Source organism: Neptuniibacter marinus, assembly GCF_001597725.1.
GTDB classification, from domain to species: Bacteria; Pseudomonadota; Gammaproteobacteria; order Pseudomonadales; family Balneatricaceae; genus Neptuniibacter; species Neptuniibacter marinus.
Genome location: NZ_LUTR01000002.1, coordinates 168,427 through 185,907 on the forward strand (window position 1 = coordinate 168,427; position 17,481 = coordinate 185,907).

General features: G+C 44.4%; 20 protein-coding genes. 5 read left to right on the plus strand and 15 right to left on the minus strand.

Going from position 1 to position 17,481, the window contains the following annotated elements; translation table 11 throughout:
* Window positions 1–16: 16 nt before the first annotated feature.
* Together ribF and murJ are read right to left on the minus strand one after the other, a co-directional pair.
* Window positions 17–949, minus strand: a complete 933-nt coding sequence (gene ribF / locus A3774_RS02655) for a bifunctional riboflavin kinase/FAD synthetase (protein ID WP_067862772.1) — start codon at window positions 947–949, stop codon at window positions 17–19.
* A 121-nt stretch (window positions 950–1,070) separates the two neighbouring features.
* Complete coding sequence (gene murJ, locus A3774_RS02660; RefSeq protein WP_067863305.1) at window positions 1,071–2,567, minus strand: murein biosynthesis integral membrane protein MurJ; 1,497 nt, start codon at window positions 2,565–2,567, stop codon at window positions 1,071–1,073.
* Window positions 2,568–2,824: 257 nt separating this feature from the next.
* On the opposite strand from murJ, the gene rpsT reads away from it, so the two are divergent.
* Window positions 2,825–3,088 carry a 30S ribosomal protein S20 gene (rpsT, locus tag A3774_RS02665; protein WP_067862774.1) on the plus strand — a complete coding sequence of 88 codons (264 nt, stop codon included), beginning with the start codon at window positions 2,825–2,827 and terminating at the stop codon, window positions 3,086–3,088.
* A gap of 58 nt (window positions 3,089–3,146) precedes the next feature.
* Here rpsT and proB read toward each other — a convergent pair whose 3' ends face one another.
* The 4 genes from proB to rplU form a co-directional block, all read right to left on the minus strand.
* Complete coding sequence (proB, locus tag A3774_RS02670; protein WP_067862776.1) at window positions 3,147–4,271, minus strand: glutamate 5-kinase; 1,125 nt, start codon at window positions 4,269–4,271, stop codon at window positions 3,147–3,149.
* 55 nt (window positions 4,272–4,326) lie between these two features.
* The gene (gene cgtA, locus A3774_RS02675; RefSeq protein ID WP_067862778.1) at window positions 4,327–5,526 is read right to left on the minus strand and encodes an Obg family GTPase CgtA; all 1,200 of its coding nucleotides are present in this window, start codon (window positions 5,524–5,526) and stop codon (window positions 4,327–4,329) included.
* 154 nt (window positions 5,527–5,680) lie between these two features.
* Complete coding sequence (gene rpmA, locus A3774_RS02680; RefSeq protein ID WP_067862782.1) at window positions 5,681–5,938, minus strand: 50S ribosomal protein L27; 258 nt, start codon at window positions 5,936–5,938, stop codon at window positions 5,681–5,683.
* Window positions 5,939–5,964: 26 nt separating this feature from the next.
* Window positions 5,965–6,276 carry a 50S ribosomal protein L21 gene (gene rplU, locus A3774_RS02685; RefSeq protein ID WP_067862785.1) on the minus strand — a complete coding sequence of 104 codons (312 nt, stop codon included), beginning with the start codon at window positions 6,274–6,276 and terminating at the stop codon, window positions 5,965–5,967.
* Window positions 6,277–6,566: 290 nt separating this feature from the next.
* Here rplU and ispB point away from each other — a divergent pair, with 290 nt between their 5' ends.
* Window positions 6,567–7,535: an octaprenyl diphosphate synthase gene (gene ispB / locus A3774_RS02690; protein WP_067862786.1), complete on the plus strand. Its 969-nt coding sequence runs from the start codon at window positions 6,567–6,569 to the stop codon at window positions 7,533–7,535.
* On the opposite strand, the gene A3774_RS02695 is transcribed toward ispB, so the two are convergent.
* On the minus strand, window positions 7,532–8,170 hold the full coding sequence (locus tag A3774_RS02695; protein WP_067862788.1) for a thiopurine S-methyltransferase: 639 nt from the start codon (window positions 8,168–8,170) through the stop codon (window positions 7,532–7,534). The two genes, ispB and A3774_RS02695, sit on opposite strands and share 4 nt — an antisense overlap.
* A gap of 127 nt (window positions 8,171–8,297) precedes the next feature.
* Here A3774_RS02695 and fabA point away from each other — a divergent pair, with 127 nt between their 5' ends.
* Both fabA and fabB read left to right on the plus strand, forming a co-directional pair.
* Window positions 8,298–8,813: a 3-hydroxyacyl-[acyl-carrier-protein] dehydratase FabA gene (fabA, locus tag A3774_RS02700; protein ID WP_067862790.1), complete on the plus strand. Its 516-nt coding sequence runs from the start codon at window positions 8,298–8,300 to the stop codon at window positions 8,811–8,813.
* A 128-nt stretch (window positions 8,814–8,941) separates the two neighbouring features.
* Window positions 8,942–10,159, plus strand: coding sequence for a beta-ketoacyl-ACP synthase I (gene fabB, locus A3774_RS02705; RefSeq protein ID WP_067862792.1), 1,218 nt, complete (start codon window positions 8,942–8,944; stop codon window positions 10,157–10,159).
* 65 nt (window positions 10,160–10,224) lie between these two features.
* On the opposite strand, the gene A3774_RS02710 is transcribed toward fabB, so the two are convergent.
* The 7 genes from A3774_RS02710 to moaA form a co-directional block, all read right to left on the minus strand.
* Window positions 10,225–10,965: a lysophospholipid acyltransferase family protein gene (locus tag A3774_RS02710; protein WP_067862794.1), complete on the minus strand. Its 741-nt coding sequence runs from the start codon at window positions 10,963–10,965 to the stop codon at window positions 10,225–10,227.
* A 1-nt stretch (window position 10,966) separates the two neighbouring features.
* Window positions 10,967–11,218 carry a molybdopterin converting factor subunit 1 gene (gene moaD / locus A3774_RS02715; protein ID WP_067862795.1) on the minus strand — a complete coding sequence of 84 codons (252 nt, stop codon included), beginning with the start codon at window positions 11,216–11,218 and terminating at the stop codon, window positions 10,967–10,969.
* A gap of 2 nt (window positions 11,219–11,220) precedes the next feature.
* Complete coding sequence (gene moaC / locus A3774_RS02720; RefSeq protein ID WP_067862796.1) at window positions 11,221–11,700, minus strand: cyclic pyranopterin monophosphate synthase MoaC; 480 nt, start codon at window positions 11,698–11,700, stop codon at window positions 11,221–11,223.
* Between the two features lie 2 nt (window positions 11,701–11,702).
* A complete protein-coding gene (locus tag A3774_RS02725; RefSeq protein ID WP_067862798.1) occupies window positions 11,703–12,812 on the minus strand; it encodes a 1-acyl-sn-glycerol-3-phosphate acyltransferase in 1,110 nt (369 codons plus the stop codon).
* Between the two features lie 89 nt (window positions 12,813–12,901).
* Window positions 12,902–14,119, minus strand: coding sequence for a molybdopterin molybdotransferase MoeA (locus A3774_RS02730; RefSeq protein ID WP_067862800.1), 1,218 nt, complete (start codon window positions 14,117–14,119; stop codon window positions 12,902–12,904).
* A gap of 11 nt (window positions 14,120–14,130) precedes the next feature.
* Window positions 14,131–14,667 (minus strand): molybdenum cofactor biosynthesis protein B, encoded by a 537-nt coding sequence (gene moaB / locus A3774_RS02735; protein ID WP_067862802.1) that lies wholly within the window; start codon window positions 14,665–14,667, stop codon window positions 14,131–14,133.
* 44 nt (window positions 14,668–14,711) lie between these two features.
* Window positions 14,712–15,713: a GTP 3',8-cyclase MoaA gene (moaA, locus tag A3774_RS02740; protein WP_067862803.1), complete on the minus strand. Its 1,002-nt coding sequence runs from the start codon at window positions 15,711–15,713 to the stop codon at window positions 14,712–14,714.
* A gap of 176 nt (window positions 15,714–15,889) precedes the next feature.
* Between moaA and A3774_RS02745 the strand changes: the two genes are divergently transcribed.
* Window positions 15,890–16,267, plus strand: a complete 378-nt coding sequence (locus tag A3774_RS02745; protein ID WP_067862804.1) for a SirB2 family protein — start codon at window positions 15,890–15,892, stop codon at window positions 16,265–16,267.
* Between the two features lie 5 nt (window positions 16,268–16,272).
* On the opposite strand, the gene rfbD is transcribed toward A3774_RS02745, so the two are convergent.
* On the minus strand, window positions 16,273–17,190 hold the full coding sequence (gene rfbD, locus A3774_RS02750; protein WP_067862805.1) for a dTDP-4-dehydrorhamnose reductase: 918 nt from the start codon (window positions 17,188–17,190) through the stop codon (window positions 16,273–16,275).
* Window positions 17,191–17,481: the final 291 nt, after the last annotated feature.

Consider the following 17,481-nt stretch of genomic DNA (forward strand, 5'->3'; position numbering starts at 1 on the left):
GTTAGTAAGTTCCGAATTAACTGCAAGTACGGGCAAAAAAAGCCCGCACTTCATCAATATCTGCAAAAATCTGTTGTTTGAGCTGCTCTAATCCATCAAATTTTTGTTCAGCACGAATAAACTGCTTAAATTCAACGGTTAACAGCCGCCCATAAATATCTTCTTCAAAATCAAACAAGTGCGCTTCTAATACAGGCTGCCGACCACCTACTGTTGGCCTCATTCCTACATTACAAACCCCTTGAGATTTAATGCCCTCCCCTGTTACCTCTACGGCATAAACACCCCTTAAAGGGCAAGGAAAGCGATGCATTCTCACATTAGCTGTAGGCACACCTAGCTGGCGTCCAAGCTTCTGTCCATGCATAACTCGCCCAGCAACCGTATAAGGCCTACCTAGTAATAGGGCGGCTTCATCAAATCGGTTTTTTTCAAGCGCTTGGCGAATGCGCGAACTACTCACACGCTCATCAGCGCTAAGAAACGTCTCGGTATTTACCACAGAGAAGCCATGCTTTTCACCGGCTACTCGTAGCATGTTGTAATCACCTAATCGGTCACAACCAAAACGAAAGTCATCCCCGACAACAAAATGCTCAACTGCAAGCCCTCTCAGCAACAACTCTTCAACAAAAGCATCTGCCGTCATCGAACGCAAACGCTCATTGAAAGTAAGGCAAAGGTGACGATCAATCTCTTCTGCGGCCAACAAACGATGTTTTTCACTAAATCGTGTTAACCGTGGCGGAGCTTCACTGCCAGCAAAGAACTCTCGTGGCTGAGGCTCAAACGTTATTACAACTGAAGGTAAACCCAGCTCATCCGCTTTTGCTTTAACCTGCCTCAAAACCTGACGATGACCAAGATGCACACCATCAAAGTTGCCGATTGTCGCGACGCACCCTCGGTGTTTCTCCCGCAGGTTATGTAATCCGCGAATTAATTCCATTAAGAACTCTTAATTGCCGCCTAAACATTATTGGCTAAAAATAAACGCGGCATTATAGCCCAGATAATGACCAACGAGTACCACTGAGCAAAGTTGTTTTCAACAAAGCTAAAAGTTAAGGCTAACTATGTTTCAAATGCCGAGGCCTTAAACCAAAAACAATCAAGACCAAGACGTAAACAGCAATACCAACAACAACCAAAATCCCCATCTCAACAACTCGCTGCCACAACCCCAATTCCAACCACAGAGATGGCGACTTCATCAGCCACACAAGTACAATAGCCATCACTAAATTAGCCATCAGCATCCGAATAATAGACATCCCCCAACCCGGACTCCAAGAGAATACATCAGACTTAATCAACCCATACAGCAAAAGCCCTGCATTCATAAATGCAGATACTGCCGTTGCAGCAGCCAAGCCCACATGATCAAACGGCCCTATCAACAACAGATTAAAAATCATATTGACGACCGCCGCTTGAATACCAATTTTTACCGGTGTTTTTGTATCCTGTCGGGAGAAGTAACCTGTCGCCAAAACTTTGATCAGCATAAAAGCTAATAGCCCACAAGCATAAGCCCGCAAGCTCATAGCAGCCATAATCACATCACGATCACTAAGCGCGCCATAGTGAAACAGCGTGATAAGCATAGGTTCAGCAAGAATAAATAGAGCTACAGCAGCAGGAATACCGATCAACATAACCATCTGCATAGCCCAGTTCAAAGTAGAGGAAAAGGACTCTTTAGAGTCCCCTGCATGCCGTCGAGAAAGGCTCGGCAAAATCACTGTAGCTATAGCGATACCAAAAACCCCTAAAGGCAATTCCGCCAATCGATCAGAATAATACAACCACGAGACACTACCGGTTTGTAAAAAAGAAGCCAGCACAGTATCTAATAAAAGATTAATCTGAGTAACCGACACACCAAACAGCGCGGGCACCATAAGAGTCATTATTCGACGAACACCCGGATCATTCCAGCCCCAACGAGGCTTTGGAAGCAAACGCATCTGAGCCATAAAAGGTAATTGAAAAATTAACTGTGCACAGCCAGCGATCATAACCCCCCACGCCAAAGCCAACACGGGAGGATCAAACAGCGGGCTTAAAAAAATAGCCGAGCCGATTAAAGAGATATTCAACAACACCGGCGTAAAAGCGGGAATAGCAAAACGCCCATAACTATTCAACACAGCCCCTGCAAATGCGGTTAAGGAGATCAGCAAAAGATAAGGAAAGGTAATCCGCAACATCTGCACTACCAATTCAAACTTCCCCCCATCTTCAACATAAAAACCTGGAGCAAACAAAGCTGCCAATATAGGCGCACCCACAACCCCAAGCACCACAATAGCGATAAGCACACTGCCTAAGGTACCCGCGACATAATTTACAAGCTGCTGAACGGATTGCAGGTCGCGCTGCGAACGATATTCCGACAAAACAGGCACAAAGGCTTGAGAAAAAGCACCTTCCGCAAAGAGGCGACGCATAAAATTTGGAATTTTAAAGGCCACAAAAAATGCATCCGCACTACTGCTAGCACCAAAATAATTAGCAACCACCACATCCCGCGCCAAACCCAATACGCGAGACAACATCGTCATCACCCCAACAACCGCACTAGAACGTAGCAAACCGCCCGTTTTTTGAGGTTCAATTTCTTTTTGTGGTTTATCTTGCTGCACTGACAAATTCCGTTATTAAATGAATTTCACTCATGAGAATGGGCATATTACTGCTTCAACAAGAAAATTTCTGTAGTTTTATTGACAGCGGGCCAACAAATATGAATAATCTCGCCTCTTATTTTTCGGCGCTAAGCCGATATATTGCACACTAACTAATTTTAAGGAGCCGAACTGTGGCAAATTCCGCAGGATCTCGTAAACGTGCTCGCCAGGCAGAGAAGCGTCGCCAGCATAACGCTAGCCTGCGTTCCATGGTACGTACCTACATCAAAAAAGTTCAAGTAGCTATTGAAGCTGGCGACAAAGCAGCAGCAGAAGCAGCATTTAAAACTGCACAGCCTATCTTGGACGGTTCTGTAAACAAAGGCATCTTCCATAAAAACAAGATCGCCCGCACTAAGAGCCGTATGGTAAAACAGATCGTTGGTATCGCTTAATTTAAGCAATTCCAACATTAAAAAAACCGGCATATGCCGGTTTTTTTATATCTAAAATTTAAGCCAACACCAAGTTATCGCGATGCACTAACTCCTCTTCACCCATAAACCCTAAAATCGATTCGATTTCACGACTAGGTTTACCGATAATCCTCTCAGCATCTTCTAAACCATAGTTAACTAAACCACGCGCTACAATCCTACCCAGCTCATCACTAATAATGACCATCTCTCCACGAGAGAAATCACCACTCACACTACGCACACCCGCAGGCAACAAGCTTTTACCACGCTCTTTTAATGCTTTTACAGCTCCCTCATCTAACACAAGATTACCTCGTGCCTGAAGATGGCCTGCGATCCACTGCTTACGAGCCACAACTGGACTTTGCTCTGGCACCAACAAGGTCCCTATAGATTCAGCATCCCGTATCCGCAGCAGCACATTCTCTTCTCGACCACTCGCAATAACTGTTACCGCCCCTGAGCGCGCTGCAAGCTTCGCTGCACGCACTTTGGTTGCCATACCGCCACGACCCAACTTTCCGCCATCACCAGCCATAGCCACCAATGCGTCGTCCTCAGTACGTGCTTCCGAAATCAATGTTGCGGTTAGATCCTGACGCGGATCAGCGGTAAATAAGCCCTGTTGATCTGTCAAAAGAATCAACGCATCCGCTTCAACCAAATTAGCAACCAACGCACCTAAGGTATCATTGTCACCAAAACGAATCTCTTTGGTGACAACCGTATCGTTTTCATTAACAACCGGAACAACCCCCATACCCAACAAAGCACGTAACGTAGCCTGCGCATTAAGGTAGCGCTTGCGATTTGAATGGTCTTCATGGGTTAGGAGTATTTGTGCAGTATGAGTGTCGTGACGCCGAAAATTAGTCTCATAGGCCTGCACCAACCCCATCTGACCCACCGCCGCTGCCGCCTGCAGTTTGTACACCTCCTGCGGCCGATCACTCCAACCCAAGCGTGTCATCCCTTCAGCAACAGAGCCAGATGAAACCAAAACAACTTCTATACCCGATCGCTTCAACGCAGCAATCTGATCAACCCAGCGTGCAATCGCCGCAAGATCAAGGCCTTGACCATCATTCGTTAGTAGCGCACTACCAATTTTTACAACCCAGCGCTTACTGCGCTTAAGCTTTTCCCTACCCAACGACACTTAACCACCCCGACTTTTATCTACAGCCGCAAAAACACCGAGCATTTAGGTTTTTCTACTCACGCACATATTCAACTTCAACATCGTAATCATCATCGTCAAAGTCGTCATCATCAAGATTATCTGCTTCCCTACGCGCTCGCATTTCAGCACGCATCCGCTCAACACGCTCACGTGCCTCAGTATCAACTTTCTCGCGGATAGCTTGCTCCTGATCGATGATGCTTGGATCTTCCTCTATCGCCTCAAGACGCTTATCAAGGAACATCTGTATGTCGCGCATCATCTCGTCCGTACCTTGCTTACTCAACGCAGATATACGATAAACAGGCCCTTTCCAATCTAAGGCATCAATGACCGCCTGACAGCGCTCTTCACGCTCCTCTTCGGTCACCATATCAAGCTTATTTAACACCAACCAACGGGGCTGCTCTGACAAAGTCGCACTAAATTTAGTTAACTCATTCACCGCCACTTCTGCCGCCTGTGCGGGTGTTACATCATCCCAAGGCGCCATATCAACCAGATGCAATAACAAACGGTTACGGGCAAGATGTTTAAGGAAACGAATCCCTAAACCTGCACCTTCAGCCGCGCCTTCGATAATGCCCGGAATATCAGCAATAACAAAGCTACGCTCCTGTTCAATACGAACAACACCAAGGTTAGGCACTAAGGTGGTAAAAGGATAATTCGCCACTTTAGGCTTAGCCGCAGAAACCGCACGAATCAATGTAGACTTACCCGCATTAGGCAAGCCCAACAGACCAACATCCGCCAACACTTTAAGCTCTAACTTAAGGTTACGAATTTCACCCATTGACCCTTTCGTTGTCTGACGAGGGGCGCGATTCACACTGCTTTTAAAACGGGTATTACCTAAACCATGAAAACCGCCCTGAGCAACCTTTTCTAGCTGACCAATCTCGGTCATATCAGCTAAGATCTCTTCAGTATCCGTATCAATAATAGTCGTACCTACAGGAACCTTTAAAACAAGGTCTTCGCCTTTAGGACCGGTGCAATTTCGGCTTGTACCATTCTTACCATTATCCGAACTATAATGCCGGGTGAAACGGAAATCGATTAGCGTATTTAAGTTCTCATCTGCCTCAAAAAAGATAGAACCGCCATCACCGCCATCACCGCCATCAGGGCCACCCCGGGGGATATACTTCTCACGCCGAAAGCTCATACAACCGTTGCCGCCCTTACCGGCTTCCACCGTAATGACCGCTTCATCGACAAATTTCATTTCATCTCCCAAAAGTTATCACTAGGATAATCTACAATTAAGCCCTGCCTTTATTCTCAAGACTCAGCGGTAGATACCCTAAATTTTATAAAAAAACATCATAAACAAAAAAGCTCCGCCATAGCGGAGCTTTTTAAAAAGCAAAAACCCTTACTTACGCATCTACAACAGAGATGTATTTGCGTTTTTGTGGGCCTTTAACTTCAAATTTAACAACGCCATCTGCTTTCGCAAACAATGTGTGGTCTTTACCACAACCTACGTTCGCACCTGCATGGAATTTAGTTCCACGCTGACGAATAAGGATGTTTCCAGCAATTACAGTTTGTCCGCCGAAACGCTTGACACCAAGTCGTTTCGACTCGGAATCGCGACCGTTCTTAGTAGAACCACCAGCTTTCTTATGAGCCATCTATCTGTCTCCCAGATCGGTTATAGTTAGGCAGAAATGCCAGTAATTTTAACTTCAGTAAACCACTGACGGTGGCCCTGACGTTTCATGTGATGCTTACGACGCTTGAACTTGATGATCTCAACTTTCTTAGCGCGGCCATGCTGAACAACTTCAGCAGTCACTTTAGCACCTTCTACAACAGGCGCGCCGATTTTTAAATCGTCGCCATTGCCTACTAATAGAACACGATCAAAATCTACATTTGATCCTGCATCTACTGGCAGCTTTTCCAGTTTAAGGGTTTCACCTTCCTGGACACGGTACTGTTTACCACCGCTTACGATTACTGCGTACATGTCTTTCTCCGTTTATTGCCCAACCAGCTACTATGAAAAAGGCCTACTTCTAATGGATACACCATATGGTAGGGAGCCATTTTGGATGGGTCAGGGCGCGCGATTATAATTCAAACAGAAAACAGACACAAGCAGGAATCTACCGTAAAAGCCAATCCATACCGCAAACACCATGTCGTCAAAATCAATACAGCAAAGGTTTACTGGAGCATTTCTTGACAGTATCCGGCCCGCCCCCTAGCATTCGCGCTATAATTCCAATATTCGCCAAGTAAGTAGCAGCCAATATTATGCAGCCACACCAACTCAATCCAGCCATTGAACCACAATTTGAAGCCGTTAATGATTTTATTATCAACCACTTAGGTTCCAATGTGCCGTTGGTGGAAAAAATTGGCCACTATATAGTCGAAAGTGGCGGAAAAAGAATTCGCCCACTGCTCGTTTTGTTAGCCGCTAATGCTGCAGGCTATCAAGGCACGGCTCACATATCTCTGGCCGCGATAATTGAATTTATCCACACTGCAACACTACTCCATGATGATGTTGTAGATAATTCTGATTTACGCCGAGGCAAAGACACCGCAAACGCAAAATGGGGCAACGCTCCTAGCGTTTTAGTGGGTGACTTTCTTTACTCTCGCGCTTTTCAAATACTGGTTGATATAGGCTCAATGGAGATCATGTCAGTTATCTCTAATGCAACCAACGTCATTGCTGAGGGCGAAGTATTACAGTTACTCAACACTAAAAATCCTGACACAACCGAAGAAGCCTATATGCAGGTCATCCTCGGAAAAACTGCCATGCTATTTGAGGCAGCAACTGAAGCGGGTGCCATTCTAGCCGAAAGCACGACTGATGAACGTGAAGCATTACGCTTATATGGGCTCCATTTAGGCATAGCCTTCCAGCTTATTGATGATGTCATGGATTACCTATCCACAGCAGAAGAGATGGGAAAAAATGTTGGGGATGATCTAGCCGAGGGAAAAGCAACTCTACCTCTTATTCATGCCATGCGTGCAGGCTCGGAAGAACAGCGGCTCTTAGTTCGCCAAGCGATCCGCAAAGGCGGCCTAGACGATTTACAACCCATCATGAATATCGTCAAAGAGACTGGCGCCATAGAATACACTCAAGAAAAAGCTCAAACTGAAGTAGACGCCGCAATTGACGCCTTATCAGCTTTGCCTGACAGCTCATTTAAGGAAACGCTTATTCAATTAGCTAATATAGCTGTTAAGCGGAAAAACTAATTAGTTGCCTTATCGGATAACAACCAAACCACCTCGGTACGCCCAGCATCCTTAGGATCAGTTGGGCGCTCTTCATGCAACCGATTTATATGAAATCGAGGAGCAAAGAGCTCATTTATCTCGTTCGCAGGCACATTAAAAGGCGGGCCTTGTTCACCCTCAAACTCCAAAGTAATTAGTAAGATTTTTACCCCAGCCGGCAAAATATCCAATAACCGTTGCACATAGCGTAATCGCATCTCTTTTGGCAACGCAATTAAAGCAGCCCGATCATAAACAGCAGAAACTTTCGCCAATTCATCTGCAGTTAGTCTAAAAAAATCACCACATAACAGTCTGATGCTATCCACTTCTCTAACTGAAAAAGCCCCATGAGGGTAAGCTTCAATATCAATACCGTTTTCTGAAAAAAAACCAGTACAGGCAGTCTCACTGATTTCAACACCTAAAACACTGCAATCTTGCTCTCGCAACCACAGCATATCTAAACTTTTTCCGCATAAAGGCACAAAAACCTGCTCAAAATCGGCCACATTCAGCCTTTCAAAAAACGTTTGTAGATATTTATTTACCTCTGGCTGATGAAAGCCAATACGCTGTTCAGCCCAGCGCTCATGCCAAAATTCGTGTTCCATAGCTACTTTTACACCTTAAGTCGCAAGCTTTTTACTCAATTAATATGACACAGATCGTGCCTCAAGCCGATCAAGTCTGTATAATCACGCGATATTTTTACTATAACTTCCGGATAAACAGAAGCTAATGACAAGACCTTCCTCTTTTAATCGCGACGAGCTGCTCTCTTGCGGCCACGGCGAGATGTTTGGACCAGGTAATGCACGCCTTCCTGTTGGCAACATGCTAATGATGGATCGCATCCTGGAAATCACCGAAGATGGTGGAGAGTTCGGCAAAGGCGAAATTATCGCTGAACTGGATATAAACCCTGACCTTTGGTTCTTCGGCTGTCATTTTGAAGAAGATCCGGTTATGCCTGGTTGTCTAGGGCTAGACGCCATGTGGCAGATCGTTGGCTTTTTCCTAGGCTGGAAAGGCAACCCTGGTCGCGGTCGAGCACTAGGTTCAGGTGAAGTAAAATTCTTCGGCCAAGTGCTACCAACAGCGAAAAAGGTTACTTATCGCATCCAACTGAAGCGTGTTATCGAACGTAAGTTGGTTATGGGTATTGCTGACGGCAGCATGTCAGTTGATGGCCGTGAAATCTACACCGCACAAAACCTGCGGGTAGGTCTATTCACCTCTACTGACAATTTCTGATCAGAATAGACCCTTAAATATAAGGGTCTTCTCCTATTTTTCGTCGAGTTTTTTAATAAATCCGCTAGCCAAACGCTGCCGATTCACGGAAAATAAGTACCTCAATTTAGAATAAGAGAGAGAAGCATATGCGTCGCGTTGTTGTTACCGGTATGGGAATTGTTTCTTGTCTGGGTACAGACAAAGAAACTGTTCTGGAATCACTGCAGCAGGGTCGTTCTGGCATCAAGTTCCAGGAAGATTACAAAGAGCGCGGTTTCCGTAGCCAAGTGGCCGGCAGCATCGATATCGATTTCACTGATAAAATCGATCGCAAACTGCTACGCTTTATGGGTGATGCTGCAGCATACACTTACATTGCTATGCAAGAAGCTATAGCTGATGCAGACCTAAGCGAAGATCAAGTTTCCAATGAACGCACAGGCTTAATTGTAGGTTCTGGTGGTGCATCCGCTGACAACATTGTAGAGACAGCAGATATTACCCGCACTAAAGGCGTAAAACGTGTTGGCCCTTACCGTGTTACTCGCACAATGGGTTCAACCGTTTCAGCTTGCCTAGCAACACCTTTTAAAATTAAAGGCGTTAACTATTCAATTACCTCTGCATGCGCAACAAGCGCTCACTGTATAGGGAATGCCGTAGAGCAGATCCAACTAGGCAAACAAGATATGGTTTTTGCTGGCGGTGGTGAAGAACTACATTGGGTACAAACAGCAATGTTTGACGCAATGGGGGCTCTATCTAACAAATATAATGAAACACCTGAAAAAGCATCACGCGCATACGACGCAAACCGTGATGGGTTTGTTATCTCTGGCGGCGCCGGCGTCCTCGTGGTTGAAGAGCTAGAACACGCTAAAGCACGCGGCGCTAAAATCTACGCTGAAATTGTTGGCTACGGTGCAACGTCTGACGGCTACGATATGGTTGCCCCTTCAGGTGAAGGTGCTGCACGCTGCATGAAGCAAGCTATGGCTACAGTTGATGGTGGCATTGATTACATCAATGCACATGGTACATCAACGCCTGCAGGCGACATGCAAGAACTCAAAGCGATGAAGGAAGCCTTTGGCAACAACATGCCAACAGTCACTTCAACTAAATCACTTTCCGGTCATTCTTTAGGTGCAGCTGGCGTTCAAGAAGCGATATACTCTCTGCTTATGCAAGAAAATAACTTTATCGCTGCATCCGCCAATATTGACGAGTTAGATGATGAAGCAAAAGGTCTACCGATTGCTGTTGAGAAACAGGATAATGTTGACCTTAAGCGAGTAATGTCTAACAGCTTCGGCTTCGGTGGTACTAACGCTACATTGGTATTTGAAAAACTTGATAGCTAATTACATCAAGCATAAAAAAACCGCCATATGGCGGTTTTTTTATGCTTTAAAAACAGATGCACGGATTAAACTAAATCTAACTCTTTCATATGCTTTTCAAGCCAATTCACTACATCAGTATGCACTTCATCAACTGTCCGTCCTTCAACAGGAATAGGTTCACCTACATGCACCTGTACAACCCCTGGAGTTTTAGTGAAACTTTTGCCTGGCCAATAAATACCTGCATTATGAATTATAGGTACGACAGGCACCCCTGCACTTAAGGCCAGCATAGCGCCACCTTTATTAAATTTTCCCATTTCCCCTACTGGAACTCGTGTTCCTTGCGGAAATATCACAACCGGAATACCCTCTTCTAGACGCGACTTACCTTCAGTAAGCAGCTGTTTAAGCGCGCCTCTACGTTGTTTACGATCAATCGCGATAGGCTTTAGCAACCCGAGAGCCCAACCAAAAAAGGGTATACTCAGGAGCTCTTTCTTTAACACTGCACACTGAGGTCGTACAAATGTTTGTAAAAACAGGGTTTCCCATTCACTAGAATGATTAGCTACAGCGACATAAGCTCCATCTTTAGGTAAGTGCTCACGACCTGTTATTTTTACATCTACACCGCAGCAAATTCTCAACCAAAAGATATAAAAGTAGTTAATTAAGGTAATAAATTTAAAGCGCTGCTGAAAGTTAAGCACTGGACTAACAATTAGACTCAACGAGGAGTGAATAATCGTTAGCGGATAAAAACCTAAATAGTAGATAGAGGCACGTATATATTGCAATACACTCGTTTTTTGCTCTGACATGTTAGCCCCCCGTTACCGGTGGGAAAAAGGCCACCTCATCATTATCTGAGACAGGCTGCAGAAGATTACACATCTCTAAATTAACCGCAGTCAATACCTGACCCTCTTTTAGTATTTTTTTCCATTGATCGCCATGTCGGTCCACCAACCTATCAATTACGCCGGCAACTGTAGCCTCCGCAGGTAGCTCTAACAGCTCCTGCTCAATACCTAAACGTTCTCGCAAACTAGCAAAGTATAGAATTTTTATCATTTCTACTTCTCTACCTTCCAATCACCGCTTTTACCACCCGACTTTGCAAGCACTTTTACAGAGCCAATAACCATCTCTTTATCAACAGCCTTGCACATATCATAGATCGTCAAACCCGCAACCGAAGCAGCAGTTAGTGCCTCCATCTCAGCACCAGTTTGCCCTGACAGCTTACAAGTTGCAGTGATTTCTACTAAATTACGTTCATAATTAGGTTGCAAATCCACAGCAACTTTACTCAACATCAAAGGGTGACAGAGAGGTATAAGATCACTGGTTCTTTTCGCTGCCTGAATACCCGCGATACGTGCAACAGCTAACACATCGCCCTTTTTATGCCCTTTATCAACAATAAGTGCCAAAGTCTCTGGACGCATCTGGATTTCTGCATAAGCGACAGCTTCACGGAATGTAACCTGCTTTTCTGAGACGTCCACCATATTTGCATGACCTTGATCATCCAAATGACTCAGCTTACTCATGTTTACTCCTGGATTTTTCTTTGATTAAACACGGGGTTAGCGTACATTTTTCGCAAAATATCTTCCGCGCCTTTAGCTGTATTATTCAATCGCTCCTCCAGCCCTTGTCGCGTCTCTTCTGTCACTTCACAATCTTCGCCCGCCGCTAACAAATTAGACGGATGCAAATAATAATTAGAGATAATTTGGCGATCGATCTCTTCAGCTAATGCTTCAGGTGTTTCAAAGTCTCCCTCTATTGGATCACCAAACGCCACATGAACATGTCCTTTGTGGCCGGTAATCCCTCTCACAATGCTTTCAATATCTTCAAACTTAGATTTTTCATAATTTCCTTCCGCTTCTTTGGCATATAATTCATTTGCCTTCAGCGAATCACAAGGATCATATTCATAAGAGATTGAGACTGGAATAATATTTAAGCGTTTAGCCTGTTCAGAGAAGCTTCTAACTTTACGGTGCGCCATATATAGCATTTTTAAAATGGCGGGATCAGTTGTATCGTTACCATCTTTTGCGCGCCCCTCCCTCTGAGCCAGCCAAATAGAGTGACCGCTTTGAATACTATGATCAATATAAGAGGATAACTGAGTTAAAGCCTTCATCATCTCACGGCCTGTTGCTGAGCGATTAACAATGAAGCTTTTGTTCAGGCGCATAATATCAGAGACATAAGGCTTACTGAGTAAGTTATCGCCTATTGCGATACGTACAGTATCCATTCCATACTGATAACGCACCCAGTTAACAAACGCTGGATCCATTGCGATATCACGATGATTAGAGATAAAGAGATAGGAGTCTTCGGGATCAAATTGGTCAATCCCACTACAGGTTAGCTTAGTCGTACTACGAGCGATCATCTTTTTCATATAATCACCCACCAGTGCCTGAAAATCAGCAACACTTTCCACATCACCCACTTTACGGGCAAGGGCAATTCGCACAAATGGCTTAAGTAACCAGCCTAAACGCTTAGACAGATTAGGAAACTGGTATCGCGTAACCGCTGAGATGAACTCATCATCATGTAATATATGAGTGAGGGCACCGGCTACTTCAGTATCGTTAAATGGTCTTATATCTTTATACGGATCCTGCTGGTCTGTCATGTGTTCCTCAGCACTGCGCTTAATGAAGCGCCATATTTTACAGTTTTCCCATCGACTCTGCAGGAAAATTAAGTAATGCCCACAATAAACTAAGTCAGTAATTCTGAGAAAGAAATAAAACCAATACTATCGTCTATTTGAACCCGTGTATTCGGCGGTACAACCGCTAAACCGTGAGCCCAGCTTGCTGACGCTAAAACGCCTGAGCTCTGATTCACGTGCGGGATCAGTTTTCCATCCTCGAAACGCACTCGGAGATATTCTTGACGCTGAATCGCTCTATCCCGGACAAAACCGGAGGGCACAGAAAGCATTATAGGTGATTGATAAGCCGCTCCCTGTAATCCAAGTAGACAGGGCCTAGCTAATAGACAGAATGTAATTAAGGTAGAGGTAGGATTACCCGGTAACCCTATAAAGGGAGTGTCTTTTACTCGGCCATAAGCAACCGGCTTACCGGGCTTGATACGTATTTTCCACATATCAAGTTCACCTAAGGCTTCAATACAACCTTTAACATGATCCTCTTCACCAACAGAGACGCCTCCCGTACTTACAATGGCATCCGCTATATTTGCTGCTCGTTCGAGTGCTTCTAATGTCGCTTCTCGTGTGTCCGCAATACAGCCTAAATCGACCACGTCCATACCTAGGCTTTGCAGCAAGCCGGTAAGAATATATCGATTAGAGTTATAAATTTGCCCTGAAGCTAAAGGCGAACCAGGCTCTACCAACTCATCTCCGGTGGACAAAATAGCCACTTTTAAGCGCTTATAAACATTAACCTCGGCTAAACCCACTGAGGCTAAAACACCGAGATCAGCAGGTTGTAAACGAACACCCTCTGCCAAAATAGAATCGCCAGTTTTTATATCTTGCCCTTCTCGGCGAATATTACTCCCAACAGAGACCCCTTCAGGAAACACCGCAACATCACCGTCGAGCGTAACATTCTCTTGCATCACAACAGTATTGGCTCCAGCAGGTATTTCCGCACCCGTAAAAATGCGAGCACAACTTCCCGGCTTTATAGGCTGAGGAGATGAACCAGCAGGAATCCGTTGGCTGACCACCAGCCGAGTAACCCCATCTGTGAGATCTGCCGTATTCAGTGCATAACCATCCATGCCACTATTGTCTGCAGGTGGTACTGATACTGAAGCTATAGGTGATTCTGCAAGTACACGGCCCAATGCTTCCGTGATGGTAATAGTTTCAACGCCCGCTATTGGTTTGGAATTTTCAATCAAGCGCTCTAATGCGGTTTCAATAGGTAGTAAACCTGATTGTGTATCACAACTATTCATACCCTCACCACCTACTGATTATCCGCACGGTGCTTCATGAGCATAGTAACAAAGTTACAGGGTCTATGGCGGCTATCCAGTTGATCAGAAATAACATCATCCCAACCCGTCCGACAAGCGCCAGTGGAACCCGGCAGACAGAAGATAACAGTACCATTGGCCAAGCCACCTAGTGCTCGTGACTGAATAGTAGATGTGCCGATTTGTTGGGCTGAGATCTGACGGAATAATTCACCAAATCCCTCAATCGTTTTATCAAATAATGGCTGCATCGCTTCTGGTGTAGAGTCACGTCCAGCGAATCCCGTTCCTCCAGTTGAAATAATGACATGTATCTCAGGATCTACGATCCACTTGGAAGCAATCGCCCGCATCTCATAAACGTCATCAATAACAATCTGGCGTGCTGCCAATTGATGGCCCGCGCTCTCTAAGCGTTCAATTAAAGCCTGCCCTGATGTATCTGTATCAATCGTTCTTGTATCAGAGACAGTCAGTACCGCTATATTTAACGGTGTAAATTCAGCATCTTTAGGTGTATGTGACATTCGGGAATAATCCTAAAACTAAATTATTAAAAATAGGGGACGGTCTAACCGCCCGTCATATTCATAAAACGGACAATTTGGGGCTCTTCATCCAGATCAAACTCATGTTTCTCCGGTTTTAAATCCATCGCCTTCACAATAACCTGCTGCAAACGCTCTATATCATCCGGGTATTGACGTAGGGTTTCACGCAGATCAACTGAGTGTTCATTACCTAAACAAAGTAACAATCGACCTTCAACCGTCACTCTAACGCGATTACATTCTGAACAAAAATTATGGCTATGGGGGGAGATAAAACCAACTCGACTTTCCGAGTCTTGCATACGGTAATAACGGGATGGACCAGCGGTTCGCTCAGTGGTTGGCTCTAGCTGATAACGCTCACTAATAAGTGCGCTTACCTCATCACTTGAGCAATACACTTTGGCACGATCATGCTCAGAGATATTACCTAGCGGCATCTCTTCAATAAAGCTGATATCAACTCCAGCGTCGCGCGCATATTCAACAAGATCCAGCACCTCGTCGTCATTGCGACCTTTCATCACGACTGTATTCAGTTTTATACGGTCGAAGCCAATTTTTACAGCAGCATCAATACCCGCCAATACTTGAGCTAACTTGCCGGTACGGGTCATCTCTTTAAAGCGGTCGGCTCTAAGGCTATCGATACTAATATTTAAGCGATTCACACCTGCACTTTTCAGATCCGTTGCCATATCTAATAATTGCGAGCCATTAGTGGTGATGGATAACTCCGCATCGAGCTGCCCAACCCCACGAATCAGTTTTATAACATCCCTACGTACAAGCGGTTCACCTCCTGTCAGGCGAATTTTCTTTACACCTAACCCGACAAAAGCTGCGGCAACTTGCTCAATCTCTTCTAAAGATAAAACCTGAGCATGGGGTAAAAATGTCATATTCTCAGCCATACAATACACGCACCGAAAATCACACCTATCGGTAACCGATAAGCGGATATAATCAACAGTGCGTCCAAAACGATCGACGAGAGTAGTGTGTTTTGAAGTATTAGGCATGAATCTCTTGCATACGCAGTATAAAGCTTTATTTTAGAGGCCTAAAATAGCATAGAATGCAGGAAAGCTGTGAATAAGTCAGGCACTACGCCTATTTATTCAAATAAGGCGCGAACAGAAAGCTTTCCCTTGTAAACTTTGTTATACAAAACACTACAGAGAAGATAAACACTATTATGTACATAGCAATAAAACATATACACCTAACAGCCGTAGTATTAAGTATTAGCTTTTTTCTATTAAGAGCTTTTTGGGTTTTTCTAAAACCTAAAATGATGGAAAAACGTTGGGTAAAAGTTGCGCCCCATATTATTGACTCTGTATTGCTTATTAGTGCAATAACGCTAACCATTTTACTACAACAATATCCCTTTGTGGATCACTGGCTAACCGCAAAATTACTCGCTTTAGTCTTATATATAGTCTTAGGCACAATCGCATTAAAAAGAGGGAAAACAGCACTCATCAAACTAGGGGCCTTCTGTGCTGCTGTTGCGACATTTGCGTACATACTGACAGTCGCTTTTACACATTCAGCAATACCTTGGAGCTAAAAGCTCTAAGGCTTTGATGAACTGTAGATAATACGCATCAGCCATTTCAACTCTTGTCGCCATGGCCGTTGCCGTATACCAAAAACGCTCAAAAGCTTTTTACAAGTCAGCACTGACGTATTAGGCCTTTGAGCTTCAGTTACATAATCTTTACTTGAGATCGGCACTAGCGTTTCAACTTTGAAATTTTCATAGCTACCCGCGGTGATCAAAATTTCTTTGCAAAAGTCATAACGGTTTGTGATCTCTGCGCCACAGTAATGATAAGTGCCCCAAGCCTCAGCTCCACTATGAACCTGTTTCAGCATAGCCAAAATAACTCTAGCGACATCAGATGCTGATGTTGGGCAGCCCCGACGATCACTTACCGCCTCAAGGGCATCCTGTGTTCTAGCCGCACCTAAGGTTCTTAGTACAAAGTTATTCCCTTGCTCACTAAACAACCAGCTCACCCGCAAAATAAGATGCTTTGGTAATACCTGTCGCAGAAGCTCTTCACCTTGCCACTTACTATCACCATAGATACCTAGCGGCGCAACCTCATCATCTTCTGTATAGCCACTCGCATAGTGGCCATCAAACACATAATCGGTTGAGAGGTGAAACATTGGAATGGAAAGATCACCACAGGCCAAGGCTAACTTCTCTACACCTTTTGCATTAACCGCATAACATAAATCAGCTTTATGCTCCGCCTCATCAACATGATCGAATGCAGCACAATTAATAACGTAATCAGGTAGATAATGCGCTAACTGATCTCTGATCTGCTCTTCGTTGGTGATATCCAAAGCAGACTTATCTAACGCAATAATTTCAAAAAATGAATCCGTTTCCCCTAAGCGAGTAAGACCCGTGCCAACTTGTCCTTTAGCACCGGTGATTAAAATTTTGACAGGTTTAAGAAGTAATTCCAGATCCATTCGTTTATTTAGACAATACCTACTTGTTAGGTAAGTACTGCTGCACTGTAGATTGAAGACAAAAAGCTATTCCATAAGATCGCTAGGGAATAAGTAAAAGATATACCTTAATCCGCTCATTAGGCTAGCGAAACTTTCCACATTGACCAATAAGGAATTAAAAGATCTTATACATATACAGTAACAGCCCCTAGAAAAAGAAAACCTCGCAATGCGAGGCATTCAATCTAAAACTGATTTATGAGTTTCGAGTTTATGGAAAACAATTAATGAAAGCAACGAAGTAAACCG

Excerpts from the sequence above, each read along its gene's own strand:
- A3774_RS02695 (WP_067862788.1), bottom strand. The coding sequence starts at position 8,170 with ATGGAACACGAATTTTGGCATGAGCGCTGGGCTGAACAGCGTATTGGC.
- rfbD (WP_067862805.1), bottom strand. The coding sequence starts at position 17,190 with ATGGATCTGGAATTACTTCTTAAACCTGTCAAAATTTTAATCACCGGT.
- fabB (WP_067862792.1), top strand. The coding sequence starts at position 8,942 with ATGCGTCGCGTTGTTGTTACCGGTATGGGAATTGTTTCTTGTCTGGGT.
- murJ (WP_067863305.1), bottom strand. The coding sequence starts at position 2,567 with ATGACGATGTTGTCTCGCGTATTGGGTTTGGCGCGGGATGTGGTGGTT.
- rplU (WP_067862785.1), bottom strand. The coding sequence starts at position 6,276 with ATGTACGCAGTAATCGTAAGCGGTGGTAAACAGTACCGTGTCCAGGAA.
- A3774_RS02725 (WP_067862798.1), bottom strand. The coding sequence starts at position 12,812 with ATGACAGACCAGCAGGATCCGTATAAAGATATAAGACCATTTAACGAT.
- moaD (WP_067862795.1), bottom strand. The coding sequence starts at position 11,218 with ATGATAAAAATTCTATACTTTGCTAGTTTGCGAGAACGTTTAGGTATT.
- fabA (WP_067862790.1), top strand. The coding sequence starts at position 8,298 with ATGACAAGACCTTCCTCTTTTAATCGCGACGAGCTGCTCTCTTGCGGC.
- A3774_RS02745 (WP_067862804.1), top strand. The coding sequence starts at position 15,890 with ATGTACATAGCAATAAAACATATACACCTAACAGCCGTAGTATTAAGT.
- rpmA (WP_067862782.1), bottom strand. The coding sequence starts at position 5,938 with ATGGCTCATAAGAAAGCTGGTGGTTCTACTAAGAACGGTCGCGATTCC.
- A3774_RS02710 (WP_067862794.1), bottom strand. The coding sequence starts at position 10,965 with ATGTCAGAGCAAAAAACGAGTGTATTGCAATATATACGTGCCTCTATC.
- ribF (WP_067862772.1), bottom strand. The coding sequence starts at position 949 with ATGGAATTAATTCGCGGATTACATAACCTGCGGGAGAAACACCGAGGG.
- moaA (WP_067862803.1), bottom strand. The coding sequence starts at position 15,713 with ATGCCTAATACTTCAAAACACACTACTCTCGTCGATCGTTTTGGACGC.
- ispB (WP_067862786.1), top strand. The coding sequence starts at position 6,567 with ATGCAGCCACACCAACTCAATCCAGCCATTGAACCACAATTTGAAGCC.
- moaB (WP_067862802.1), bottom strand. The coding sequence starts at position 14,667 with ATGTCACATACACCTAAAGATGCTGAATTTACACCGTTAAATATAGCG.
- A3774_RS02730 (WP_067862800.1), bottom strand. The coding sequence starts at position 14,119 with ATGAATAGTTGTGATACACAATCAGGTTTACTACCTATTGAAACCGCA.
- moaC (WP_067862796.1), bottom strand. The coding sequence starts at position 11,700 with ATGAGTAAGCTGAGTCATTTGGATGATCAAGGTCATGCAAATATGGTG.
- cgtA (WP_067862778.1), bottom strand. The coding sequence starts at position 5,526 with ATGAAATTTGTCGATGAAGCGGTCATTACGGTGGAAGCCGGTAAGGGC.